The 24,492-nt window shown below is 43.4% G+C and carries 25 protein-coding genes and 1 pseudogene; 6 read left to right on the forward strand and 20 right to left on the reverse strand.

Annotation, left to right across the window (positions count from 1 at the left end; genetic code table 11):
- Positions 1-203 precede the first annotated feature (203 nt).
- Together V7161_RS16375 and V7161_RS16380 are read left to right on the forward strand one after the other, a co-directional pair.
- Positions 204-1,319 (forward strand): glycosyltransferase family 4 protein, encoded by a 1,116-nt coding sequence (locus V7161_RS16375; protein ID WP_335714041.1) that lies wholly within the window; start codon positions 204-206, stop codon positions 1,317-1,319.
- Positions 1,316-2,092, forward strand: coding sequence for a HipA family kinase (locus tag V7161_RS16380; protein WP_335714042.1), 777 nt, complete (start codon positions 1,316-1,318; stop codon positions 2,090-2,092). Before V7161_RS16375 ends, V7161_RS16380 begins: the two co-directional genes overlap by 4 nt.
- Positions 2,093-2,361: 269 nt before the next feature.
- On the opposite strand, the gene V7161_RS16385 is transcribed toward V7161_RS16380, so the two are convergent.
- From V7161_RS16385 to ssb, 4 genes and pseudogenes are all read right to left on the reverse strand, one after another.
- On the reverse strand, positions 2,362-3,474 hold the full coding sequence (locus tag V7161_RS16385; protein ID WP_335714043.1) for a 3D domain-containing protein: 1,113 nt from the start codon (positions 3,472-3,474) through the stop codon (positions 2,362-2,364).
- 151 nt (positions 3,475-3,625) lie between these two features.
- Entirely contained in the window at positions 3,626-4,054 is a 429-nt protein-coding gene (locus V7161_RS16390) for a hypothetical protein (protein WP_335714044.1), read from the reverse strand.
- Positions 4,055-4,334: 280 nt separating this feature from the next.
- On the reverse strand, positions 4,335-4,562 hold the full coding sequence (locus tag V7161_RS16395; protein ID WP_335714045.1) for a hypothetical protein: 228 nt from the start codon (positions 4,560-4,562) through the stop codon (positions 4,335-4,337).
- 157 nt (positions 4,563-4,719) lie between these two features.
- Positions 4,720-5,067 (reverse strand): annotated as a pseudogene (gene ssb, locus V7161_RS16400) (single-stranded DNA-binding protein); the annotation flags it as partial.
- A 245-nt stretch (positions 5,068-5,312) separates the two neighbouring features.
- Between ssb and V7161_RS16405 the strand changes: the two are divergent.
- Complete coding sequence (locus V7161_RS16405) at positions 5,313-5,744, forward strand: YwpF-like family protein (protein ID WP_335714046.1); 432 nt, start codon at positions 5,313-5,315, stop codon at positions 5,742-5,744.
- A gap of 70 nt (positions 5,745-5,814) precedes the next feature.
- On the opposite strand, the gene V7161_RS16410 is transcribed toward V7161_RS16405, so the two are convergent.
- From V7161_RS16410 to spoIIID, 5 genes are all read right to left on the reverse strand, one after another.
- A complete protein-coding gene (locus tag V7161_RS16410) occupies positions 5,815-6,204 on the reverse strand; it encodes a hypothetical protein (protein WP_335714047.1) in 390 nt (129 codons plus the stop codon).
- A 121-nt stretch (positions 6,205-6,325) separates the two neighbouring features.
- A complete protein-coding gene (fabZ, locus tag V7161_RS16415; RefSeq protein WP_223594799.1) occupies positions 6,326-6,760 on the reverse strand; it encodes a 3-hydroxyacyl-ACP dehydratase FabZ in 435 nt (144 codons plus the stop codon).
- Positions 6,761-6,853: 93 nt separating this feature from the next.
- On the reverse strand, positions 6,854-7,168 hold the full coding sequence (locus tag V7161_RS16420; RefSeq protein ID WP_335714048.1) for a DNA-directed RNA polymerase subunit beta: 315 nt from the start codon (positions 7,166-7,168) through the stop codon (positions 6,854-6,856).
- 462 nt (positions 7,169-7,630) lie between these two features.
- Positions 7,631-8,632, reverse strand: a complete 1,002-nt coding sequence (locus tag V7161_RS16425; RefSeq protein WP_335714049.1) for a rod shape-determining protein — start codon at positions 8,630-8,632, stop codon at positions 7,631-7,633.
- A gap of 274 nt (positions 8,633-8,906) precedes the next feature.
- Positions 8,907-9,179: a sporulation transcriptional regulator SpoIIID gene (spoIIID, locus tag V7161_RS16430; protein ID WP_007086083.1), complete on the reverse strand. Its 273-nt coding sequence runs from the start codon at positions 9,177-9,179 to the stop codon at positions 8,907-8,909.
- Between the two features lie 648 nt (positions 9,180-9,827).
- On the opposite strand from spoIIID, the gene V7161_RS16435 reads away from it, so the two are divergent.
- The gene (locus V7161_RS16435) at positions 9,828-10,142 is read left to right on the forward strand and encodes an MGMT family protein (protein WP_335714050.1); all 315 of its coding nucleotides are present in this window, start codon (positions 9,828-9,830) and stop codon (positions 10,140-10,142) included.
- A 122-nt stretch (positions 10,143-10,264) separates the two neighbouring features.
- On the opposite strand, the gene V7161_RS16440 is transcribed toward V7161_RS16435, so the two are convergent.
- The 9 genes from V7161_RS16440 to V7161_RS16480 all read right to left on the reverse strand — a co-directional run bounded on the left by V7161_RS16440 (position 10,265) and on the right by V7161_RS16480 (position 20,091).
- On the reverse strand, positions 10,265-12,286 hold the full coding sequence (locus V7161_RS16440) for a penicillin-binding transpeptidase domain-containing protein (protein ID WP_335714051.1): 2,022 nt from the start codon (positions 12,284-12,286) through the stop codon (positions 10,265-10,267).
- A gap of 695 nt (positions 12,287-12,981) precedes the next feature.
- Positions 12,982-13,815: a M23 family metallopeptidase gene (locus V7161_RS16445; protein WP_335714085.1), complete on the reverse strand. Its 834-nt coding sequence runs from the start codon at positions 13,813-13,815 to the stop codon at positions 12,982-12,984.
- A 135-nt stretch (positions 13,816-13,950) separates the two neighbouring features.
- On the reverse strand, positions 13,951-14,946 hold the full coding sequence (locus tag V7161_RS16450) for a nuclease-related domain-containing protein (protein ID WP_335714052.1): 996 nt from the start codon (positions 14,944-14,946) through the stop codon (positions 13,951-13,953).
- Positions 14,947-15,224: 278 nt separating this feature from the next.
- Entirely contained in the window at positions 15,225-16,262 is a 1,038-nt protein-coding gene (gene spoIID, locus V7161_RS16455; RefSeq protein WP_335714053.1) for a stage II sporulation protein D, read from the reverse strand.
- A 352-nt stretch (positions 16,263-16,614) separates the two neighbouring features.
- The gene (gene murA, locus V7161_RS16460; RefSeq protein WP_335714054.1) at positions 16,615-17,925 is read right to left on the reverse strand and encodes a UDP-N-acetylglucosamine 1-carboxyvinyltransferase; all 1,311 of its coding nucleotides are present in this window, start codon (positions 17,923-17,925) and stop codon (positions 16,615-16,617) included.
- 32 nt (positions 17,926-17,957) lie between these two features.
- On the reverse strand, positions 17,958-18,776 hold the full coding sequence (locus V7161_RS16465; RefSeq protein ID WP_335714055.1) for a YwmB family TATA-box binding protein: 819 nt from the start codon (positions 18,774-18,776) through the stop codon (positions 17,958-17,960).
- Positions 18,777-19,015: 239 nt separating this feature from the next.
- Positions 19,016-19,252 (reverse strand): DUF1146 family protein, encoded by a 237-nt coding sequence (locus tag V7161_RS16470; protein WP_335714056.1) that lies wholly within the window; start codon positions 19,250-19,252, stop codon positions 19,016-19,018.
- 275 nt (positions 19,253-19,527) lie between these two features.
- Positions 19,528-19,707, reverse strand: coding sequence for a hypothetical protein (locus V7161_RS16475; protein ID WP_335714057.1), 180 nt, complete (start codon positions 19,705-19,707; stop codon positions 19,528-19,530).
- A gap of 57 nt (positions 19,708-19,764) precedes the next feature.
- Positions 19,765-20,091, reverse strand: coding sequence for a general stress protein (locus V7161_RS16480; protein WP_335714058.1), 327 nt, complete (start codon positions 20,089-20,091; stop codon positions 19,765-19,767).
- Between the two features lie 127 nt (positions 20,092-20,218).
- Between V7161_RS16480 and V7161_RS16485 the strand changes: the two genes are divergently transcribed.
- Positions 20,219-20,548 carry an IDEAL domain-containing protein gene (locus V7161_RS16485; protein WP_335714059.1) on the forward strand — a complete coding sequence of 110 codons (330 nt, stop codon included), beginning with the start codon at positions 20,219-20,221 and terminating at the stop codon, positions 20,546-20,548.
- A gap of 47 nt (positions 20,549-20,595) precedes the next feature.
- Positions 20,596-20,850 (forward strand): GlsB/YeaQ/YmgE family stress response membrane protein, encoded by a 255-nt coding sequence (locus V7161_RS16490; protein WP_335714060.1) that lies wholly within the window; start codon positions 20,596-20,598, stop codon positions 20,848-20,850.
- A gap of 39 nt (positions 20,851-20,889) precedes the next feature.
- On the opposite strand, the gene V7161_RS16495 is transcribed toward V7161_RS16490, so the two are convergent.
- Both V7161_RS16495 and V7161_RS16500 read right to left on the reverse strand, forming a co-directional pair.
- Positions 20,890-21,747: a CheR family methyltransferase gene (locus tag V7161_RS16495; protein ID WP_223594824.1), complete on the reverse strand. Its 858-nt coding sequence runs from the start codon at positions 21,745-21,747 to the stop codon at positions 20,890-20,892.
- Entirely contained in the window at positions 21,744-24,473 is a 2,730-nt protein-coding gene (locus V7161_RS16500) for a CHASE3 domain-containing protein (protein ID WP_335714061.1), read from the reverse strand. Before V7161_RS16500 ends, V7161_RS16495 begins: the two co-directional genes overlap by 4 nt.
- Positions 24,474-24,492: the final 19 nt, after the last annotated feature.

Raw genomic sequence — 24,492 nt, forward strand, 5'->3', positions numbered from 1 at the left:
GAAAACGTGATAGTGATAGTAGTGGGAGCAACGGTAAACGGCGGGATAAAGAAAAAAAACGAAGCAAAGATAAAAGCCGGGAAAAGGGAAAGTATCATGGAAAAAAAGGGCGTTAGCCTACCCCCACAGCCAACTGCTGAAATTGGGCTAAATCCATAATCCAAGCTGAGGAGGAGCTACTTTGTTAGCAATGGAGAAACAATATGAAAGTACTAATTATCTGGCGCCTGCTAACAGTTGGTGGAGTTAATGCCGGTTGGCGGAATCGCGCCATTTATTTTAAGCAACATGGAATTGAAACGGAATTTCTTTACACCACTGATCACGGTGGTTTGCACATCATGCAGGATGTAGCTCCTGTTTATTTAACGAAGGATGAAAAGTCCATCATTAATTTGATTAAGAAAAATGGGTACGATGCCATTATTGTTGTGGACACAGGGGCTGCTTTCAAATGGATAAAAAAAGCAAAATTTAAAGGGCCCGTCATTGTTGAAGCGCGCACACCAGAACTCATCAAACTGCAGCCGCATTTAAAAAATTTCAGAGGTATCCAACTAGTATCCATTATCGTCCCTTCCCACTATCAAAAGCGATTAGTATCCATCCTGACGGAAGATATCCCCATCCAAGTAATATACAATGGAGTAGATACTTCCTTCTTTCGACCCTTAGCAATAGAGGAGATTGATTATTCCACTCCACCTTTACCGACCACCAATAAAAAAATCATCGGATGGATTGGCCGAGTGGATAAGCGTAAAAACTGGCCGATGCTGCTAGAAGTCGCCAAAACGATTAAAAGCGAACGCGATGATGTAGAAATTTGGCTCATTGGTGGTGCACATAGCGTGCAACGTGAAGAATTTGCAGCGGCATGGCAAGAGGAGCAGCTTACAGATATTATTAAGTGGTTCCCAGTCATCCCATATCAGCAAATGCCTCATGTCTATTCGAAAATCCGCCAATCAGGAGGCTGTACCCTTGCCACCACCAAAACCGAATCCTTTGGAAATACCTTTATAGAATCGATGATATGCGGTGTACCTGTTGTCGCTTCTCATTTCATGCCAATCTCAGAAATCGTTGTCCATGAAAAGACCGGATTGCTCTTTCAAGGGCACAATGTCCAAGAGGCAGTCGAACAGCTGTACCAAATCTTAGATAACCGAAATCTCTATCAACAAATGTCAGAAGCAGCGATTCAGCATGTCCAACAAAAGTTTGCCATTCATGTTGTTGCGGATCAATACGTCGACTTTTTAAAAAAGCTTATAGATAACGATAACGAAACAGATCGTGAGGTGAATTCTCCGTGATCGAACCAATTGCTTATGTAAGGCGGCTGGAGGGGAAATCGAATGCTCACCTGATTAGATTTAATGACGGAAAAGAATATGCAGTTAAATATTTTCAACCTGGTTTCGAAAAATCTCTACCGAATGAGTGGATTGCATACTGCTTAGCGCGATACCTAGGTCTCCCGATTCCCTTCGCCCGATTAGTAGAAATACCAGAAGAATTCTCCTCCGATGTCCCACAACTCGCACAGCTGAATTTTTCTAAAACACAGTTTGCCTCCCTCTTCGTTCCAAACTGTTCTAATGGCCATCAGGTGCGTAAAGTGGCCGAAATTAGCAATCACCGCTCTCTAGCTGCCATCATTTTATTCGACTATTGGCTGTACAATCGCGATCGCACACTCAAAAACATCCTTTTACACGAAGAAAATCAAAATTCCTATCATCTACGAGTCATCGATCATGCAGAAATATTTGGTTCTTACTGTTGGACGCTGCCCTATTTGTCCAAGCTCCCTGCAAAAGTGATGAAAAGCCGTACACACCAACTAATGGCACTATTTATTGAAGACAAGGAAGCCTTCGGCGAAGGGCTTGAAATCATTCAGAGGATTCCAACCTTTTTAATTGAAGAAATCGTTTCCTTAATACCTGAGGACTGGAATGTGCCACAGGAGGAAAAAAGGGCAATCGTTAACGCGCTGGTTCACCGGCGGAAAAAATACCTTCCCCGATTAATCGATAAATTCATCCAAAAGGTCTATTTGCCGCTACATGAAAAAAATGAATGAATTACACTACTTTCCTATTGAGGTAAAGGATTTTTTTTACTAGTGATAGAATTAGATTGAATCCGTACGTATTTTACAAGTTTTTCAAGATAAAATGGGATTTCTTAAAGCAACAGTGCACTTAGCCCTGCTTAGGAAGAAGAAATGGTTGTCTACTTAAAAGAATTAATAAACAACCAAAAATTAATTTGATAGTGTCAGGCACCATTCGTGTGACACACAAAAAAGAGATCCACATCCCCTCTAGGGTTTTGGATCTCTTCTAAATTCTATTGCATAATAATGACTTTTACTGTTCTTCTGCCCCATGCTAAAGCTTGAGATTGGGTTGGCATAAACACGTCGATTTTGTGTCCTTTAATAGCACCGCCCGTATCGCCTGCAATGGCTTCGCCATAGCCTTCTACCCATACTTTACTGCCTAGAGGGATGACACTTGGGTCAACGGCAATTATTTTCAGGTTTGGATTGGCCTTTAAATTGTAGCCCATAGTAGTTACACCTGAACATCCCGCACAGGAAGCAGTATATGCGGATGCCGATACATACATCTCTTTACCCTTGACCGCTGCCGCTGGTTTGCTTTGAGCTGGAGCTGATACTGGCTGCGCTTTTGCCGTTGCTGCTTCGCTGGCAATCTTCGCTTGCATGTCTTTCATCTGTGATTCAATGCCGGCCTTTTCCTGCTCGGCTAGTGCCATTTGCTGTACAATTTGACTTAATTTTTGCTGCATGGCTGTTAAAGCTTGCTGTCTCTTTTGAAGATTTTGATTAAGCTCTGCCTGTTGCTTCGCAAGTACGTTTTGGTCTTCTTCTAATCTCTGTTCTTGTCTATCAATCTCTTTTTTATCGTCTTCAATCTTCTGAAGATCTTCTTTTTGTGCTGTTAAAATATCTTTATCCGCATCCATCAAAGCAGACGCTGCACTTGCACGCTGAATGAATTCAGAGATGCTGTCAGATTCGAAGAAAAGGTTAATCACAAGGCTCAAGCTATCGTTCTGCTGAAGCGCAACTGCCCTTTGCTTCATAATCCCTTTGCGGGCAAGAATTTTATCCTCAAGGGCGACGATTTCTTCTTTCTTCTTTTCAATCAACTGGTTGGTTGCATCTATTTTCTTTTGTGTATTAGCCATTGATTCTTTGTTTTGTGTAATAAATGTATATAGAGATTGCAATTCTTGCTGAATTTGTTCGATTTCTTTATTAACGGTTTGCTTTTCTTGTGCTTTTTGCTCTACTAATTTTTGTTGCTGCTGAAGCTGCTGCTTAGCATTATGTAGGGCTTGGCTATTGGTTTGTGCATATGTAACTATTGTACCAGTTTCACATAACACCAATGTAAGTAACACGAGAATGATACGCTTTATTGTCGTTTGCATACGTTTTCTCCCTTCCTTAGTACTATAGTTATACCAGAACAATGTACCAGTTATGTTACAAATAGATTAAAAGAGTATCACAAATTGTCATAATACAAAGGAAGGTGTCAATTCTGTGTCATAACAGTGTCATCTTTTCGAACTTGGAAATTTAAATAAATGTATCTTCGACTTCCTCCTCCTTCAGTTCCTTCTCCTCCGACAAAACGCGCACCTTTTTTCTCTTTCGTGCACTTGTTTTTTCACTCGGGAAAAAGCTCAAAAAGGACACCTTATCACCTTCTTTGACGGCAAAGTGGTGAAAAAGGTCAAATACTTCTGTTTCAGTTAACTGGCGGTGACAGGAAAAAATTTTTAGTGATTGCTTTTGGTAGATAAGATGAATGTTGGAATCATAGAAGTGGAATTGAATGTTTGCCTTGCTGTCGAGCGGGATAGATTGGTAGGATGGGGCCTTGGGTGATTGCGGTGACTGATTTGAAAGCAGGATGGCATCGTAAAAGCTGGGTTTTCTTGTGAACTGCAGGTTTTTCTTACTCTTTTTTTCTCCGATAAAAATTAATGAATTTCTACTCTTCAAACAAAATCCCCCTAAATATTACATTTGTATACATTATTCGACGATAATTTCTCTCTTTCCTTCCATGTGCCTGCAAAAAGTTGAAAAAAAACATCAAAGAAGCCGCTGACACGTGTTCAGCGGCTTCTTCTAAAAAAACAGGGGGGTTTTTCATTTAGTTTGCCCAAAGGAATATTTTTTATACAAAAAAAATTCCGGCAATCAACGGCTGCCGGAATTCAGAATTGGGGATGGCCTCGAAGACATGATTGATTTTCTTATACTGGGGAAATCGGGTTGGTTAGCTTATGGGAAAAGGAATGTTTTTCGAGCTTTTATGCGGGTAATTGGAGTGGATTCTAAGGGGGCCTCTTTCCCTGATTTCAAGCTGCTCCTCCATAATGAGGCATTCCAGCTGACTAACGCGCTTTTGCAGGCTGTCGACATTTTGATTGGCCTTTCCAACCATTTTGATCAAACTTTCCAGCAGCTGCTCTAAGTTGGCAGCATTTTTATTGTTAAAATCCAATGGAGACTTCCTCCCTTTTTTGCTCTGGCTTAGGTTCATGTCTTTGTTCCGGAACAAACTCATGTCTTGGCTCTGGGGCTGAACCACGGCCTTGATCAGGCACAAACTCATGTCTTGGCTCTGGAACTGTATCGCGCCTTTGTTCCGGCGCAGCTTCACGTCTTTGCTCAGGTACCACCTCATGCTGGGGCTTGGCGCTTAAAAAGCGTACGGACTCCGCAATCACTTCAGTAACGTAGACTTTCTTTCCCTCTTTTTCATAATGGCGGGTCTGCAGCCGGCCGGTTACCCCCAATACGGCTCCCTTTCGACAATATTTGCACGTATTTTCGGCAGCATTCCGCCAAAGGGTGCACTGGACAAAATCGGCTTCAATCTCTCCATTGTGGTTGCGATAGTGGCGATTTACCGCCAGCGTGATATGCGCTACATGCGTCCCTTCCGTCGTCGTCCTTAATTCCGGATCCCTCGTCAGCCTGCCGACAAGAGTGACTTGATTGATCATGCCTTCAACTCCTTCGCATTTGATGGTTTCATCATACGCTCCGGGCCCGCCGACTGTAAAACCGCCTTAAGGGCTTTTTCGAGACTGCTTTTGCTCGAAAAACTGTTTTTCAAGGGGTTTTTTGTCAAGGAAAGCTGTTGGTTTTTCAAAAAAAAATGATATTCCTCATTTCGACAAATATTTTTCGACATTTGCTTTCTTTTAGCGTATGTTATAATTAGGAAAAATAAACACAGGAGGTCAAGATGAAATCGTTTAAGTTATTCTCGTTGGAAGTTGTGGAAGATGACACTTCGGTTGAAGTCCCGTTAGAAGATGGCTTGATTCTCAATAAAGAAGACGACCGCTCCACCTGGCTGATGGAGGCTTATACCGATCTCTCCCTCTATGATTATTTCAAAAACATTTTCGAGCAAAAACGCGACATTATTGTCGAAGCAGTTATCACCAAAAAGGAGAACGCACCTGCGTTTTTCCAAACAAAAATTAGCTCGTTAACGAAATTTGAAAAGCACATCAGCGTCCTATTTGAAGGCCATCTTCGCCGCAATAAAAGCGACTATTCCGAGCTCTTGCTCGAAAATCTGCTCCAAAAAGGACTTTCAGGCCAGGCCCTTCTTAACGAATTCAAGGAAAATATGAAGAGCAAGCCGAAGCTTAAAGTGAAGAGCACCTAGACTAAGACCAGCCCTCGGACTGGTTTTTAAAGGGAAAGAAGGGACAAGCCGCTCGGGCTGTCCCTTCTTCTTATTCGTCTTTATTATCAGCGTCGTGGCGGTCAATATCATCCTCGATTATTTCTTCTCGTGGAGTATTATTGTCCTTGCCTGGGTCTTTGTCCGTAGGTCTGTTTTTATCCTCAGATTCCGGATAGTGATCTCGGTCAATGATATTATTGTCGTTTAAATCATTGTTACGGTTATTCAAGTTATTGTTTAAATTATTGTTACGGTTATTCATATTATTTCTTTCATATCTGTCATTAACCCCATCATTGTCCAAATCGTTATCAATTCTGTTATTGGTTGGCGGCGGAGGATTTATATCATTTTTGGTATTGGTATTACAACCAGTTAAACCAACCAACATCGCAGATAGGATAGACCCTGAAAGCAGTAATGAAATCCTTTTCTTCAAGGCAAAAAGCCCCTTTCAACTAAAATTTGACCTTTCCATGGTCTGCTTTTAGTTTCCCCAAGGGGCCAAAAATCTTTTGTGGGATTTTTTTGAAAAAAAAAGGCCTGGAACCAAGTCCGGCCTATTCCTTTTTGTCCCCCAACGCAAAAGTGATTTCCGCTTCGCAGGCGACTTCGCCATCAACGGATGCAACAGCTTTTCCTTTTCCAATCGGCCCACGCAGACGGATGATTTCCACTTCAAGACGAAGCTGGTCGCCAGGTTTTACCTGCTTTTTAAAGCGGCAGCCGTCTATTCCTGCAAAAAAGGCTAACCGTCCGCGGTTTTCTTCTTTTTTCAACATGGCCACGGCTCCGACCTGTGCAAGTGCTTCGACAATTAAGACACCAGGCATAACTGGATAATCAGGAAAATGGCCATTGAAAAACTCTTCATTGGCGGAAACATTTTTAATGCCCACCGCACGAACGCCTTCTTCCACTTCCAAAATGCGGTCTACCAACAAAAATGGGTATCGGTGCGGAATAATTTCTTTAATTTGATCGATATCAAGCATAGAATTAGTACCTCCTACTAGTAGCTCGTATTTATTTTCTATTCTATACTTAAGGTACACAAAAAGGAAGGGAATTAGCTCCCTTCCTTTCATTTATTTTTTATCAACTAAATCGCGGATATGTGTCCAAGTGGATTCTTTAAATACATCTGCTGCCTTCCCGCCTCCAAGTACGCCGTAACCGACGACCGCTCCAGCCATGAGGCTGATAAAGACGAACACGACCAACAGAACTAGACGAAGCCAAATCGGAATTAGACGGATCCTGACCCGTTCCTTCCCTTTTGGGGCTGCGGCTTTTGTATTCTGCGGTTTCACTTCTGTCTTTTCTTCCTTTACTTTTTGAACCGCTTTTTTATATTCTTCTCTCGTTCGCACTTGATGTTGGTTTAGATTATTTACAGACATGCTTTATTTCCCCTTTAACCGAATTCCGCCATTCGCCTTCGGAATCAGTGAGTTAATACATATTATGTCACATTTATTCTATTATAAAAAATTATTCATCATTACACATTAACTTTTTACAGGAAAAAGTCAATTCATGTTAAAAAAACGCGAAAAATGGGGAATTTAATTATAATTTTCGTTGAATTGCGCTCAAGGCACTTCGCGAACCTTAGGGTGTGCCGGGGAGCCTCCTCGGCGCTTAAGCGCCTGTGTGGTCTCCCCTGCCCCTTACTCCCATAGTAGTCTTCGTGCCTTCCACTCCAATCAATTGTTAAAAATTCAACAAATGACTTTATAAACAAAATAAAAAAGTCCAATGAATGAGGCTTTTTTCCAGCCTGCACATTAGACTTTTCATGGTAAGATGTCATACAACCTAAATTGAAAAAACACCAATTATCGGTCGTGGTCAGTATCCGATTATCCAAATTTCCGGTTCGAAATCCGATCGATGTTATCAAGCATGATGCCCGTTCCGATTGCAACGCAGTCCATTGGATTTTCAGCCACAAGAACTGGAACCTTTAGTTCATCCGCAAGCAGCATATCGATGCCGTGCAGCAATGCTCCACCACCGGTCAGAATGACACCGCGGTCAATGATGTCGGCAGAAAGTTCTGGCGGTGTACGCTCAAGGACACTTTTGGCAGCCTGAACGATAACGGCCACGGATTCGCGCAAAGAGCCTTCAATTTCTTCAGAACGAACAGTAATCGTGCGCGGCAAACCGCTTACCATGTCACGGCCGCGAATTTCCATTTCTTCCGAACGTGAACCTGGGAATACAGTACCGATGTTGATTTTAATATTTTCCGCTGTGCGCTCACCGATCAACAGCTTGTACTCGCGCTTAATGTAGTTGAGGATCTCCATATCGAACTTGTCGCCAGCCATTTTGATGGAGGAAGAAGTCACGATATCGCCCATTGAAAGCACTGCAACATCTGTCGTTCCTCCCCCGATGTCCACTACCATATTGCCGCTTGGCTGGAAGATGTCCATCCCTGCGCCAATTGCAGCCACCTTAGGCTCCTCTTCTAGATAGACCTTTTTCCCGCCGCTTTTTTCAGCAGCCTCACGGATCGCTTTTTGCTCAACACTTGTAATATTGGTAGGGCAGCAAATCAAGATGCGCGGCTTAGATAAAAAGCCTTTTACGTTAAGTTTATTAATAAAATGTTTTAACATTGCTTCTGTAACGTCAAAGTCAGCAATAACGCCATCCTTAAGCGGGCGAATCGCGACTATATTTCCTGGTGTACGTCCGACCATACGGCGGGCTTCTTCACCGACGGCAAGAACCTTGTTTGTATTTTTGTCAATGGCAACGACAGAAGGCTCGTTTAATACGATTCCACGGCCTTTTACGTGAATCAGCACGTTAGCCGTTCCTAAATCAATCCCAATATCCCTTGCAAACATTCTCTTTTCTTTCCTCCTCAGAGCGGAATTCCACATTCTTTTCCTAATTGTCTATTGTATCATATTCATTACAATTTCCATAACAATATAAAAAAATAACGTAGAATTTTGCAGAAATATGACAGCTAGGGGAAGAATACAAGAGAACACCTTGAAATACGTTCGTTTCTTGTGAAAATCTCGTTAGAAAATTTAATCTCCTTTAAAACAAAAGTGATGTTTGAAACGAGGTTCAAACATCAAGAAATTAGCTATTTTCGAAAAGGATCATGGCTTACTTGACAGCCTCTCCTTCCTTTTCTTCTTTTTGATACTTCATTTTTGTCGCCTCGCCGCCCCGGAGATGACGAATCGATTTATGATAATCTAATATTTCCTTTACTTCGTTTGCCAGCTCTGGATTAATTTCAGGTAGTCTCTCTGTCAAATCCTTATGGACTGTACTTTTGGATACGCCAAACTCCTTCGCAATCACGCGAACCGTTTTCCTCGTCTCCACGATATACTTTCCAATCTTGATAGTTCTCTCTTTGATGTAATCGTGCACACTCTCGCCCTCCCTAAATTGGATGTGAGTAGTGTGAAATGAGACCCGCTTATCACTTCGACCAATTCTGCTTCCGCATGTGTGTTTTTTTGTGGTGTCAGGCACCACAAAAAGACATTTTTGCCATTTTGTCCACCTGTGGCGGACGCCCACTTATTAAGAAGAGGCACCATGCGGCAGAAAGTAATGTACCTTCTGATCATACAATGAATAATCATGTCCCCGGCTGAATTCCCGCTAACTTCAAACGACTCTTCACCTCAAACACTCTCTTTGTAAAGGTTTGTAACAGTTTATTAGCTTGGATACGGGTTTATGCACAAAATCCCCAATCGGTACAAGGCTTTTCGGAAATTTTTTGAAAAATAGGACACCTTCCACTTTTTCGACAAACTTGTTGTATTGCCCAAAACCGCTTGTTACCAAGGTTTTTTAAGGAAATACAATTATTGATGGCATTATTTCCTGAGAAATTTGTCGAGAAAAAATTATTCAAAAGTGGCAATTTTGTAGTCAGAAACGGTGTTTCTCTCTAATTTTCTACCCCAAAATCCCTCATTTTTTTTGCCATTACCTTCGACCACTTCGACCAAAATGATAAAAACTCTTATATAATATGTTTATGCTGCCTTAGAAAGGAATATTGCCGTGACTCCATTCACAGAAAATGTCGTAAAAATCATTCGAAATATCCCTGCTGGAAAAGTTATGACCTATGGACAAATTGCCGCGCTGGCCGGCAGTCCCAGAGCAGCGCGGCAAGTCGTCCGCATCCTTCATTCCATGAGTAAAAAACATCGCCTGCCCTGGCACCGTGTCATCAATGCCAAAGGGCAAATCGGCCTGCAGAATGAGGAATCCTACCAGGAGCAATTGTGGTCGCTCGAAGCCGAAGGGGTAGAAGTAGGCTTGAATGGAATAATCGACTTGAAAATATATCAATATAAGCCGGTTGAAACATAGCCCCCAAAAATTCACACAGGTGGTTTCGCCTGTGTGGATATTTCACCGGCATAGCGGCATAGCGGCTTACGGTGCAGGCAACAAAAAAACCAACCCGCAGCACGGATTGGTTTTTGGCCAACTCACTTCATTTTCATAAAAATGTTTTTCACCTTTTTCACCGGCACCTGTGAACCGCCCCGGCCCTGCACTCCCTCAACCAGCATCGCCACCATCAGGCTCGGAGAATTGGTGTTGTAGGCGATAAACCATCCGTTTTCAGTACCAGTTTCGCCTTGCTTCTGCTTGATCTCAGCCGTGCCCGTTTTTCCAGCCAACGGATAGTCGGCCATATCGGCCGTATGCCCCGTACCTCCTGTATCGGTCACAACCTTCCTTAAATCAGCCGCGACCATCCCTGCATGCTCACTCGAGACCACTGCTTCCCGCCATACCTGGCTCCGCTGCTCTTCATCCAATAGAATCGGCTTAATCATATTGCCACCATTCATAAATGGAGTATAAGAAGCCATTAAATGAACAATGCTCATTTGAATCTGCCCTTGTCCGTAGCCCGTATCGCCTAGCGATATGTCGCTTTCAAGCGCACCAATTCTCGAGGTTTCAAGCGGATACGGATATGCTAGTTCTTCCTCAAAGCCAAACTTCTTCAGCCCGCTTGCAAACGCATCCTTGCCCGTTTTCAACGCCGCCTGGGCGAAATATATATTATCCGAAAACACGAACGCCTTCTCCAAATTAATCGGACTGCCCTCGTGCACCCGTGTAACGAAATAGCCTCCCCAAGAGGCATCCTTTTGCCATTTCTTCCCGAGGATTGGCACCTCCTCCTCCGGCTTTAAAGAACCGCTCTCGAGTGCGACAGATGCCGTCAGGGCCTTCATGACCGAACCTGGTGCATAAGCCTGCTTGAACCGTGTCGTCAGCGGTTTTTTGGCATCCTCCTGCAGCGCCTTCCACTCATCCGCTGAAAACCCCAGCGTCGCTTGGTTCGGGTCAAACGACGGGCTGCTGACTAACGCCAGCGTCTCCCCATTAACCGGATTCATCGCTGCGGCTGCTCCGGCTTCCCCGCCCATCTCGTCAAAGATCGCCTTCTGTGTCCCGCCGTCGATCGTCAGCTTAACATTCTTCCCATCCAGCACTGGCTTTTCGGCAAGCACTTCCTCCGGACCTGAGCCGGAGCCCGTGCTGGTACCACCAGTCTTCTTTTTAATCACGATTTTAACACCGCTCGTACCCTTCAACTGCTCATCGAATACCTGCTCGAGCCCTCGCTTGCCAATTACATCACGGCTTGTATAACCTTTGTCCTTTCGCTTCTCCAGCTCATCTGCCGTAATCGGCCCGACATACCCGATTAGCTGTGCTGCAGCCTGCCCAAAAGGATAAATTCTCGCATCTACTTTCCGCGTTTTGACTGGCTCAAGTGCGACCAGCTGGGTAATCCGCTCCGTGTCATCCATCGACACTTTCCTCAGCGGCACAAACAACCCGGGCTTCACCCAGCTCGCACTCATTGCCTTATTGATCTGATCCGGCGTCATTTTCAACAGAGGAGAAAGCTGCGCCATCACTGGCTCAGTTACCTCCCCGGCCATCACGCCCACCTCATACACCTGGCCGTTCATCGCCAGCCCGTTGCCGTTCCGATCGAGAATCTCCCCGCGTTTCGGGGTAACCGTGCTCAGGCCAATCGTGTCGCCGTCCTTTAATTTTGGAAATATATACTCTGTATTCCAGTCTACATACCAGTTGGTTTTTTCGTTTCTGTCTTCCTTCTGCAACTTAGCAGTGTGGGTAAATTGAATAGGTCCGGCAATACTGCTCATTTTAGCGGTAAAAGAATATTGGGCCTTCTCCTTGTCGGCCTGTTTATCCTCTTTTGGTTTTTTGAAGTCAATCTTGAGGTCTTTAATCTGAAGGTCTTGGTAGATTTTTTGATAGCGGCTGGTGAATTCCTCTTTGGTGATTTTCTGTTTCGCATCATTTGAAAGATAATCATACATCTTATCAAACTTCTGCTGATTCCATAGAGCTATGTAGTCGGAGAATCTGTCCTGGGGCGTCGGTTCCTTACTGCAACCAGTAATAAACAGAGCAACGATCAAAAATGCGAGCATGACTCCCACTAATCTTTTCAAAAAAATCCCTCCTTTAACTACTATTCTAACATGGTGTCAGGCACCACAAAAAGACATTTCTACTGATTTGTCCATCACTGGAGGACACGTACGTTCGTATATCAACGATAAGAAAAAAATCCAGTTTTATTCACTGGATTTTGGTTTTGATATGAATAGTAGAAATCCGTAGAGTGAGAGTGCGAAGCTTAGGGTTGTGTACAAAAGTTGCTTGGGTGTAATCCTGGTTAATTTATAAAGCCCTAGTTTTTCAAACAATGTATTGAGAGGATATAAGAGTACTGTATCCATGAAAAGATTGATCAAACCGTATAACCAAAATCTCCCGAAGCTCAAATGAAATATCCAGATCGTGCCGACAAAATACGGACCAAAAATAAAGCTAAAGTCATGGAAGATTTTTTTAGAGACGCCGCCTCTGACTCTCCACCATTTAAACCGAAAGGATAAAATACTTAGAACCAAAACCAATATGGATGAAAAAGTGGCCACCGGTGTATATTTTTTTACTGATTCTTTTGGTAGATAAAAGATGGTCAACCAAGAAATAATGAGTAAACCCAAGCGAATAATTGCTGGCATGTTATTACCGCCATGAAGAAATTCTTCGTGAGGAAAGTTTTTCAAAAAAATGAATTTTTATCCTTAAAAACAAAAAAAAGAGGAGAGTTCCCTCTTCCCCCTTTATAACAAAATTAAGAGTTTTTCTTGTCTTTTGAATCAGTAGATTGGTCTTCTTTATCAGAAGGAGTGTCATCAGAAGCAGGATCGTCAATCATTTGATCATCTTGCTTTTGTTTTGGCATTTCCACTGACTCTGTGCTATCGTTCGATTGTGTATCTTCCTGTAAAGCACTCAACGATTTGTTAAAGTAGTTTGTTGGGTTTACAGCCACGCCATCTTTACGAATTTCAAAATGTACATGTGTTCCAGCTTTTTCATTGAACAAGCTTTGTCCAGCCTTGGCAAGAACTTGTCCTTGTTTTACTTCGTCGCCAACCTTGACCTTAATATCTTTTACGGATTGATATTGTGTTACAACCCCATTGTCGTGCTCGATTTCAATCACGTTACCGAGAACAGCATCTTCTTCAACACGAGTTACAGTTCCGCTTAATGAAGCTAAAACGTCGAACGCTTCGCCATTTTTCACGGTAATGTCGACACCTGTGCTTTGGTTATAGGTGTTATCGTAATATACTAAAGCTGCTTCCTGGTCTTCTGGTTTTGCATTGAAATCATAGAATTTCGTTTTGATAACTGGAGCATTTTCCATGGCCACTGGCATTTTGAAGTTTTCTAAAGCTTTGTTAACTTCAACGGCTGGTGCCTGGTTCTTTTTACCAGCGATATCAGTAGACTTGTAGTCGTACTTATCTGTTTTACTGCCGCTCGCTTGATACCAAAGAACTCCGGTTAAAATGATTGCTGCACTTGCGATATAGATGGCTGGAAAGACCCAACGCTTCTTAAAAAAGCGTTTTGCACTGGAACTTTGAGAAGATCGTTTGTTTTCTTCCTCTCTCATTTTCATCACCTCAGCAATCATTCTGAACAGATAAGTAGAATTATATACACTAGTCTGAAAAAATTTTTAAAACTTATTTTTCGACAATGAAGGAGTTTTTATGCATGAATGGGAGAAATTTTTTTTTGGTATTACTCAGGAGCTTGTCCGCGTTCGGGGAATGCAGCCGTTTTTTGGAAAGTAAATTTTACTCTTCTTCCTCCCTGAAAAAGTTAAGTCCATTTTTTTTAGAAGTTTATTTGCCACACTAGGGGAATTGATATGTAATAATTGCCGAAGTTCCGAGTTTGTAATCGAGGGTTTTATTAGCAAGAAATGATCGTAGATGGCTTGGATGTGAGCGGTCTTTGATTTGAATTGGCAGTTTGGACAAATCCACGTACCATACTCATATTTCATTGGAATAAAGTTGCATGGTGGCGGACATTGAACTCCGGAGGGGATATCATTCGGCAAAAGATGAAAGTGATTTAGTATCTCAAAATCTTCAGGTGTGTGATTTGTTAATATAAGACGTTTCATTTTTCGTATTTCTTTTAAATCTAGTATTTCTTTTTTATTGTAATTTGCGATTTGCGTAATTTTTTCAATTAAGCTTTCACTATTACAGATATTTTGAAGAATTTGTTCGTTCCCTCGCTCCACTCTAATTGTGGCTTTTCCATTACTATTAACAAATAGATGATAAACAGGAATATCAGGACAATTATGCTTCTGCAGCCATTTTTTAAGTTTCATAGCCTGCAGCCTAGCTTGCAGTACCGGATTCTTAACTCTTTCATCCTGCCCATTATATTTTAGGGTTGCTTGATTTAAGTATTTTTCAAAAAAGTACTCTCCTATTCGATTTTTCACTTCAAGAACAAGTACAAATGCCTCGCAGAGGATTAGGTAATCAATTTGGAAAAAATACTTTCCTAATAGAAGCCGGATGTTGTGGAAAATTAGATATTTTGGATCTGGAAGCATACTTAAGTAGAATACAAGTGATTTTTCTCCTTTGTAACCTGCCAGCCAAGTTTTATATTCTGCTAATACAGTTGGCAGAATTGGATGATTAGGTTGTAATCTCGCCAGCAATGCCTCATATTTTTGGATTCTCTCTGAAATCTCGCACTCTTTTGCAAACAATTTTATCAATCCTTTCCTTTTTTTGAAAAACTTCTCCTTTCTAATCTATATTCCTGCAAAAATCGACTTCATTCTATGTCCATTTTATGAATTTAAAGTTACCTTTTTAAAGCCCATTCAAGTTATCGACCGGTTTTTGGGTTTTATCGACGGCTTTGATGGCTTTATCGATCACTTTTTGAAATTTATCGACCGCTTTTCACCTTTTATCAACTACTTCTCCAATCCCCAAGCAAAAACACCAAAAAGCCAGGCATCCGCACGCCTGGCCCCAAATACTATTTCTGCGCCGTAATCGTCGCCAGCATGTTTTCTGCTGAGGTGATTTCGACTCCCTTATAGTAATGCTTCACAATCTCCTTATAATCCGAACCTTCCTCTGCCATTCCATTCGCTCCGTACTGACTCATCCCGACGCCATGTCCGAAGCCCTTTGTTGTAATAACAATGTTATTGCCCTTTCGCTCCCAGGCGAAGTCGGAGGATTTTAAATCCAATTTGTCGCGAATTTCTTTCCCGCTGAAAACCTTACCGTTAAAATTCACCTTGCCTACCCTTTTTCCTGTTGTCCGTTCCACAATTTTACCAATCGTCCCGCTGGAACCAATCTTTACCCCCAGCTTCGCTTCAAACTCCCGAACTGTCATCACCTTCTGGTTATTAAACTTAGGCGAATTTTTATCCCATGGACTCGATACACTTCTTAAATAAGGAATGCTGCCGGACCAGTAGTCCTCAGAGTTTTCCGTATAGCCATTACTGGTGGAGAAAAACAACGCATCAATTGGTTTGCCATCATAAGTCAGAATTTGCCCGCTCGTTGACCGGACCGCCTCTAAAACCTTTTTCTTCTTCCAGTCATAGTCCTTGCCCCAAGATTTTCTCTGCTCATCATCATTCATATAAACTTGATGGTTTTGGGTGTCATTGACCTGAGCACCTTTTGGGACGCCAAGCGTATCCTTCGTTATTAATCTGTGAACGATATAGGTCCTTGCCGTCAACGCCTGGGCCTTGAGTGCCTCCTCCTCGAAATCAGCCGGCATCTCAGCCGCAACAACTCCGACGAGGTAATCCTCTAATTGGACCTTTTCGATTTTTGACTTTGAAAATCGAAAGACTGCCACCTCAACCGCAGGATCTTTAGATGTGGACGTCACATCTGTGACCTTTCCCGGTGACTTGGCCAGATTCTCGCCTAATTTTCCACTTGCCTTATGTTCATCTGAAAAGGGTAATACAAGTACAGCGGGGATAATTAGCGTCAAGGCAATGAGGAATGCTGCTAGTGCGATGAATGGTTTGATTTTTTTCATGATTGTGCCTCCAGTTTGTAATTTGCAGCCGGACACACCGCCCGAATACATCTCACTTAAACATATGGAAGCGGACAAGCATTTATTACAAAATTTTTGGTGCGATCACACAGTGTCCACCACAGGAAACCAAACGTCCACAGGTGGTGCCTCACAGGTGGTGCCTGACACCACAAAAAGACAAATGTCCGCGAACGGTGCCTGACACCACACTAACACCACACTAACACCACAAAAACCATTAAGAACAGAAAAAACCGAAGATTGCCACGGTGGTCAGATATCAGACCACCGTACTCCAATCTTCGGTTTCCACCAAACTCAAACTGAATCTCAATTCAATATAATAAACCTAAGCATTCATATCCGAAACGTATTTCTGAACTTCGATGAAGTTCTCGTCGACTTCTTTCACGCGCTCGATGTCTGCGCCTAACCCAGCCAATTTGCCGTGGAAATCCACGTAGCCGCGGTCTAAGTGCTTCAGCTCAGTCACACGTGTCACGCCTTCAGAAACCAAACCAGTTAAAATCAATGCAGCTGCGGCTCTTAAATCCGTCGCAGACACTTCTGCACCCTGTAAATTCGAAGGACCATTTAAGATAACAGAACGGCCTTCAATTTTAATATCGGCATTCATGCGGCGGAATTCTTCAACGTGCATGAAACGATTCTCAAACACCGTTTCTGTAATCATCGAAGTTCCTTCAGCACGAAGCAATAAAGCCATCATTTGTGATTGCATATCTGTTGGGAAGCCTGGATGCGGCATCGTTTTAATGTCAACGGCCTTCAAACGATCAGGACCGATAACGCGGACGCCATCCTCTTCCTCATGAATTTCTACACCCATTTCTTCCATCTTTGCAATTAAGGAAGATAAATGTTCCGGAACTGCGCCCTTCACTAATACATTTCCACCCGTAATCGCCGAAGCTACCATAAAGGTACCTGCTTCAATCCGGTCCGGAATGATGTTATGGTCTGCACCAAATAACACATCGACACCTTCAATTCGAAGAGTGCCCGTACCAGCGCCGCGTACTCGCGCGCCCATTTTGTTCAGGAAGTTTGCAAGATCAACGATTTCTGGTTCTTTTGCGACGTTTTCGATGATAGTCGTACCAACCGCTAAGGTTGCCGCCATCATAATGTTTTCCGTTGCACCAACACTTGGGAAATCCAAGTAAATCTTGGCACCTTTCAAGCGGCCCTCTACCTCCGCTTCGATAAAGCCATTCCCTACCTTCACTGTTGCACCCATGGCTTCAAAGCCCTTTAAGTGCTGGTCGATAGGGCGAGATCCGATGGCACAACCACCTGGAAGAGCTACACGAGCCCGGCCATTACGTGCCAATAAAGATCCCATGACAAGGACAGACGCGCGCATTTTTCGAACGTATTCGAATGGCGCCTCATCTTTTAACTCTCTGGATGCATCAACAACAACTGTATTATTGTCAAATACCACTTCAGCATTTAAGTTGCGTAAAACTTCATTAATTGTGTATACATCGGAGAGTGTAGGTACATCACGAATTACACTTTTTCCATCACTTGCTAATAATGTTGCAGCGATAACAGGCAGGACGGCATTTTTTGCACCTTCTACTTTAACCGTTCCATTAAGCCTTTGTCCGCCGCGGACGATGATCTTTTCCAAGAGTATTCCCCTCCGCGTCCATTTTCTCTATATTAATATTCAATCGTAATGATTGGTGTGCCAACTACGACGGTAGTTCCTGCGCCCAATCCTTCGGAGCGTATGCCAATTTGTAAATTCATGTTATTTTCTTTATTATCTATGGAGCCTGTAAACATTGGCGATGATGCCGAAACAGACATGAAATTCTCCTCTTTTAACGCTTCGATCTCTGTTGCATTAAAGCTTGACATTAGCCTGTTAGCCTCCACAGGTAAAGCCGTATCAATCTTATCACTGAAAACGCCTTTCATACAAGAGAAAACTGTAGGTTTTCCTCGAAATATGTCAGATATCCTATTTTTGAATTGCTCGGTGGTGAAAAAGGCCTCTGACATCTTATTCCATTCTCTCCCGCTAACTCTATAAACTATATACGCATCGATAGGTTGTTTTGTGTGGGTTGCCATAATTTGAAGCATTTCACTGTGGTGTTTAGATGTTGGAGATACTGCTGTCACTTCCCGATATTCGCTGGTGTTTTTCACGGACCAGTCCCACTCGGGAAACCTTTTTTGAAGCTTATCTACGTATTCCTGAACTTCCTTCTCACTCTTCAGGCCTGCCAGATGTTCTCGTGCATAATACGACCATTCATTGAGCAAAATATTTTCGGCTTGTAAAACAGAGCCGATCTTCGCCAATTCCTGTCCGCCGCTGTTTTGAAAAATGGACGCTCTCCCGTCGTCTACTTTTTCTTTATTAAAAATATCCAGGCCGCCGTTTGCTTCAGTTGTTCGGTTCCCAATTACAACCAGAATAAAACATAAAAATGAAACCATGCCTAAAAAAATCTTACTGTTTCTCTTCATCTCTCGTCTCCCCCTTACTACCATTGTTTCCAAGGAAGAGCAGAGCATACTTGGGAAATGTCGTCACTTTTAGACAAGTTTCATTAATCTATTACGTGAAACAATGTACAAAGGATTCATGTTCACTTTATCACATTAAATCACTGACTAATATTTTTTCCACACAAAGAGAATTGTACTCAAAATATGGACAAATGGGAACATGTACGAAGACCTAAATTTTTTCCATTTTGTCATTTTTATTGTAAAATCAACGGCAGCTGCTGGGACCATTGCAGATAATCAAGGAAAAAGTTACTAACAGATGAACCGATGAAAATGGCTAATAATATGTACAGTAAACGAGCCTGAAACACATGGTTTGGCCGCAGCAACTTCTCAAGGCGGATCGCCTGCAAGGCCCACCACGAAAGCGAGATAAACACTAAGTGCGAGATAATACTGACTAGCGCTATTTGGCCAAAATCATTTATCATGCTGGTACCCCCCTTTTTCAATCCAATGACTATTCTACCATATCGCCGTTGAAAAATTCGAGTAATTTCCTTTTATTGGAGAATTTTTTGAAAATTCAGTGCCATTGATTTCCGTTCTCTCGCTCGTTTTTCGCGAGAGTCACGGGTTCCTCTTCGTCATTTTACCCCAATCAACATGGTTACAAATTAAACTTTGACCTTAAACACAGCCAAAAAATTAACTGCCTAAACACCGTTCACTGCTGTTTAAACGTTGTTTAGGCAGTTAATTATCCTTACACTTCATTCCACACCCTGTGCAAATTTAGTGGTACATATACTTTTTCTCCATGAATCTCACGGTGGATAATTGGTTCCTCATAAGAAGCCTCAAAACGGCGCGCAAGTCTTATTTTTTGTCTTACCATCCTGTGTCCTCCAATTAATTTTTCAAAGTTGATCTTGGAATATTTCATGTTCTTTCTCCTCCCTTTTTAGGTGCAGGCCCCCCATAAGGGAACCTGCGAGACTAGTTAAGCTGTTTTTGAAGCGACGACAACTACTTTTCCGTGGTCCAATTCTTCCTCAAAGCGCTCGGCTTCATTGGTGGACAGACCCAATGACTCAAGCTTTGACCGTAATTCGTCACCACGCGTCCGAAAAACGTTTGCCAGTGAATCCAGAACACCCTCCTCGGCGACACCAATGCTGCTAATGTCCAGTTGATCCGTTAAATCCTCCGATCGATGTTGGTCGTGCGCCAATAAATAAATCTCATCCTTTGTATAACCATCCATGATGAATTGTTCGATTTCTTTTCTTGCCTGTACCCCATTTTCAACTACTTTTACATGTTTCATTTTTCTTCCTCCTTTCGTGTTTACAGGTTATATAACCGCTTTTGAAAAATTAAAACCTATTTTTTTTAGGTTACTAATACAGCTAGCGTGGGTATATAAGAAGCAATTATATGGAGGTGGTATGATGATGAAGAAATTGTTATGCAGGGATTGTGGGAATGCCGAATTTTATATGATTAATGTGAATGAAGCGCTGTGCAAATGCGGATTGCGCTTAACCAAACTGAGCGATTATCGCTGGGAAAAGCCCAAAACGTGGAATGAGCATGTCGCTCAAAAACGCCAGGCTGAAAACATTTCTAACATCATTTTGTTAAGGCGCCAGATTGACAAATGCCTGGATGAACGCGATGAAGAAGGGTTTAAAAAGTTAACGAAAGAATTAAAGGCATGTCATGAATCAATGAAAAAGCATAAGATCGCACCAGCGTCCAATGAGAAAAAATTTCAGGTTTAGCTTTTTATTCTGTGGGTACTTAATTGAAAAGAAAGGAGAGATGCTTCATGGGATTCATTTGGTCATTAATTATCGGAGGAGTAATCGGCTGGCTTGCCGGACTTATTCTTGGCCGTGATGTGCCAGGAGGTATCATTGGTAATATTATCGCCGGCTTTATCGGTGCATGGCTAGGGTCCATCATATTAGGAGGATGGGGGCCGGTAATCGGTGGATTTTATGTCATTCCAGCTCTCATCGGAGCCATCGTGCTCGTATTTATCGTCGGCCTAATTTTTAGAAGTCTTAAACGCTCCGCCTAAAGAAGAAAGACTGCCCTATGTGAGGCAGTCTTTTCTTCTTTAAAAAGCTTTTCGATAGATCCGTTCCTGTGGATTGAATTCCTCGTATTGCAGCCCCTTTGGCATAAACAGAATCGATTCCTTGCTTCCGAGTCCCATGAAACCGCCCTGCGCCAGGCTGTTGTACATCAGGCGGTGCACCTGCTGCTGCAGGTTATTGTCAAAATAAATCATTACATTGCGGCAGAGGATCATATGGAACTCATTGAACGAGCCGTCTGTCACCAAATTATGTTGGGCGAAAATCAGGTTCTCGTTCAAATTCGGCCGAAAATAGGCAAATTGATGGTCTGTCGAATAATATTCGGAAAAGGCCTTTTTACCGCCGGCTTTCAAATAATTTTTCGTATATTGCTGCATTTTTTTTAAAGGAAATGCGCCTTTTTGAGCAGCGACAAGGGCTTTTTCATTCATGTCGGTCGCGTAGATGCGGGTTTTTTCCGCCAGCCCCTCCTCTTCGATCAGGATGGCCATGGAATAGACCTCCTCCCCTGTTGCACAGCCGGCGTGCCAGATCCGAATCTCCGGAAGCTCCCGCAAGAGCGGCACTACTTCGTTGCGAATGACAGCGAAGAAGCTCGGGTCACGGTACATTTCCGTCATCCTGATCGATAAATCATTGAGGAGACGCTCCAAATAGCCTTGCTCATGCAGCACTTTTTCCAATAAAGCTGTAATCGTCGGGAGCCGCTCCGCTTTCATCCGGTTCAGGATTCTTCGTGTCAATGAGGCGCGGACATAGCTGCGAAAGTCGTAGCCGTACATTTGATAGAGACCTTCGAGAAGCAGATTGATTTCGACTTCCTGCCTCTCATTCAGCGCCAATACCTCTGTATCTTGGGATATGATGGGATTCACCGCGGGTTCACCTGCTCAGTCAGCCACACCCGCATCAGCGAGTACAACTGATCGATATTTAATGGCTTCATGATATAATCCGAGGCTCCTGCCTCCATGCATTTGTCGCGCTCGCCCTTCATGGCCTTGGCCGTCAAGGCTATAATCGGCAGATCGTGCATCCCGAGTTCATTTCGGATAATCGTCATCGCTTCATATCCGCCCATGATCGGCATCATGATGTCCATAAAAATCAAATCAAACTCTTGCTTTTGTAAAATTTCAATTGCCTGTTTCCCGTTCTTTGCCACTTGTACAGATACACCCTTGCACTCAAGAGCCGAGACGATGGCGAATACATTTCGTCCGTCGTCCTCCACCAAAAGCACTTTTTTCCCTTTAAACAGCTGATCATTCGTGGTTTTCGTTTGTTCGGCTGGAGTCGATTCTTCTTCTATTCTCTCCTCGTCCTCTGTCGTTACGCTAATGGCAGCTGCCACTTCCTCCAGTGCCAGGATGTCCCGGTCCAGTTTGCTCGGGATATATAATGTAAACGTGCTTCCCTTGCCAACCTCACTCTCTACGTCAAGGGCACCTCCAAGCAGACGGGTAAATTCGCGGCAAATCGATAACCCGAGACCTGTCCCGCCGTATTGCCGATTCGTCGTCCCGTCGACCTGCTGGAAAGCATCAAAAATAATTTGCTGTTTTTCGAGCGGAATCCCGATTCCGGTATCCGTGACAGAGATCGCCAGCACCGGCACTCCTGCAGGGATATCAGGTACTTTTTCTGCGTCAGCGAGATTAATGCATACCGATACAGAGCCCTGTTCCGTAAATTTGAAGGCATTGGATAACAGATTTTTTAAAATTTGCTGCAATCGTTGACCATCCGTCGAAATGACCGCAGGGACATTTGGATGTCTGTGCACCTCAAATTTCAAATTCTTTTTTGCCGCTACCGGGGTAAATAAGCTCTTCAATATTTGCGGCAGCTCGGTCACATTGACTTCATCGGTCAGGATCTCAATTTTTCCTGCTTCAATTTTTGATAAATCGAGGATATCATCAATCAGCCTCAGCAAATCGGCACCGGCGGTATTAACGACGCGGGCGTACTCGCCGACCTCATCTTGATCCAATTCGGCCTTATTCTCCATGAGCATTTGCGACAAAATGAGGATGCTGTTCAGCGGCGTGCGCAGCTCATGCGACATGTTCGCCAGAAAATCGGATTTAAATTGCGAACTCATCTTCAATTTGAGTGAATACTCCTCCAGCTCGTCTTTCGCTTTTTTTAGCTCGGTCGCTCTTTGCTCGGCGTCGTGCTTCTGTTCTTCCAAAAAGTCATTTGAAATCCGGAGCTGCTCCTGCTGCATCTGCAATTCTTCGGATTGTGCCTGAAGCTCTTCTGACTGCGCCTGCAATTCCTCCGTTAATACCTGCGATTCTCCAAGCAGCCTTTCCACTTCCATCCGCCCAAGCACGCTCGTAATCGATGAGCCAAATTTGTCCTGGAGCAGGTCGAGCAAGGTCAGGTGCTGAGAAAGAAACGGCTTGAGCGCGGCAAATTCGACCACGGCCTCCACCCTGCCGTCATAGAGAATCGGAGCCACCAATAAATTTCTCGGCGAGGAATCGCCTAAACCGGAAGTCACTTTGATATGGTCTTCCGGCAGTTTATCGATGAGAAAAATCCTCTTATCAAGTGCCGCTTGGCCGATCAGCCCTTCTCCCAGCTTGAAGCTGGCAGCGGCGCGTTCTTCCTCCGCGACTGCGTAGCCCGCCACCTTGACGAAGTCGATCTCGCCGCCTTGATTTCTGCGTAGATAGACGACTCCGTAAGCGGCGTCAAGCAAGGGTGTAAGCTTAGTTATAAAGGATTTCGCCAAATCGGTAATATCCGTGATCCCCTGATACATGGTGGAAATTTCCGTCATGCTCTTTTCCACCCAGCTCTGTTTTTCGAGGCTGTTCAACAGGCTGTTCATCGCCTCTGCCAGCTCCCGAGTCTCATCCTTGGTATGCACTTCGATTCGTGTTGCCAGGTCGACCTCGGAATCGGTGATGCTTTTAATCGTTTTCACGACCTGTCGTAGCGTCCTGACGATCGAATTGGACAAGAAAATGGCAGTGGCAACGGTAATAACCGTGACCAAAAAGATGATGGCATATATGATTAATTTTAAATTGGTATTGTTTTGTAAAAGCTTGGAGGTACGGTCATCCGTCATTTTTTTTTCCTTATCAAGAAAGGATTCTAGCTGGGTCCGAAGCTGATCGGTCACTTTCTTTCCAGTGTTTTTCGTGAAGTGCTCGTTTAAAGCGGCAGTGTTATTTGCCTTTTTATTATTGATGACATATTCACCGGAGTCTGCCTGCCATTTTTCAATCTGCGGTTTAATCTCCTCGAGGTTCCGCTGCTGAGTGCTGTTGCCCTTAATCAGGGAATGAAGTTTATTGTAGTTGTCGAGCCAGCTGCGGCTCCCCTCGTGATAGGGCTCAAGATATGCCTCATCGCCCGTAATCGCGTACCCTCTCATTCCGGTTTCCATCTCGAGCACATTTTTTTGAATCTGATTGGCGAGATCGTGGACCTCAATATCATGCTGGGATATAAAGTCAACCTCGTTCTGCAGCGCTGTCATCCTATTCATGACCATGAGCAGAGCCAGCACCAGGCAGGCCAGGATGGTCAGGTAGCCTGTGATAATTTTTGTTCGTATGTTGAAGTTGAAGCCCTTCATTGCGATGCAGCCCCCCTCC

Source organism: Neobacillus drentensis, assembly GCF_036965425.1.
GTDB lineage: Bacteria > Bacillota > Bacilli > Bacillales > Cytobacillaceae > Neobacillus > Neobacillus drentensis_F.

What these genes read in the sequence shown, in the direction of transcription:
- V7161_RS16375 (WP_335714041.1), top strand. Translation starts at nt 204, where the DNA reads ATGAAAGTACTAATTATCTGGCGCCTGCTAACAGTTGGTGGAGTTAAT.
- V7161_RS16385 (WP_335714043.1), bottom strand. Translation starts at nt 3,474, where the DNA reads ATGCAAACGACAATAAAGCGTATCATTCTCGTGTTACTTACATTGGTG.
- V7161_RS16405 (WP_335714046.1), top strand. Translation starts at nt 5,313, where the DNA reads ATGAAATCGTTTAAGTTATTCTCGTTGGAAGTTGTGGAAGATGACACT.
- fabZ (WP_223594799.1), bottom strand. Translation starts at nt 6,760, where the DNA reads ATGCTTGATATCGATCAAATTAAAGAAATTATTCCGCACCGATACCCA.
- V7161_RS16420 (WP_335714048.1), bottom strand. Translation starts at nt 7,168, where the DNA reads ATGTCTGTAAATAATCTAAACCAACATCAAGTGCGAACGAGAGAAGAA.
- V7161_RS16425 (WP_335714049.1), bottom strand. Translation starts at nt 8,632, where the DNA reads ATGTTTGCAAGGGATATTGGGATTGATTTAGGAACGGCTAACGTGCTG.
- V7161_RS16445 (WP_335714085.1), bottom strand. Translation starts at nt 13,815, where the DNA reads ATGAGAGAGGAAGAAAACAAACGATCTTCTCAAAGTTCCAGTGCAAAA.
- spoIID (WP_335714053.1), bottom strand. Translation starts at nt 16,262, where the DNA reads ATGAAAAAAATCAAACCATTCATCGCACTAGCAGCATTCCTCATTGCC.
- V7161_RS16465 (WP_335714055.1), bottom strand. Translation starts at nt 18,776, where the DNA reads ATGAAGAGAAACAGTAAGATTTTTTTAGGCATGGTTTCATTTTTATGT.
- V7161_RS16470 (WP_335714056.1), bottom strand. Translation starts at nt 19,252, where the DNA reads ATGATAAATGATTTTGGCCAAATAGCGCTAGTCAGTATTATCTCGCAC.
- V7161_RS16475 (WP_335714057.1), bottom strand. Translation starts at nt 19,707, where the DNA reads ATGAAATATTCCAAGATCAACTTTGAAAAATTAATTGGAGGACACAGG.
- V7161_RS16480 (WP_335714058.1), bottom strand. Translation starts at nt 20,091, where the DNA reads ATGAAACATGTAAAAGTAGTTGAAAATGGGGTACAGGCAAGAAAAGAA.
- V7161_RS16485 (WP_335714059.1), top strand. Translation starts at nt 20,219, where the DNA reads ATGAAGAAATTGTTATGCAGGGATTGTGGGAATGCCGAATTTTATATG.
- V7161_RS16490 (WP_335714060.1), top strand. Translation starts at nt 20,596, where the DNA reads ATGGGATTCATTTGGTCATTAATTATCGGAGGAGTAATCGGCTGGCTT.
- V7161_RS16500 (WP_335714061.1), bottom strand. Translation starts at nt 24,473, where the DNA reads ATGAAGGGCTTCAACTTCAACATACGAACAAAAATTATCACAGGCTAC.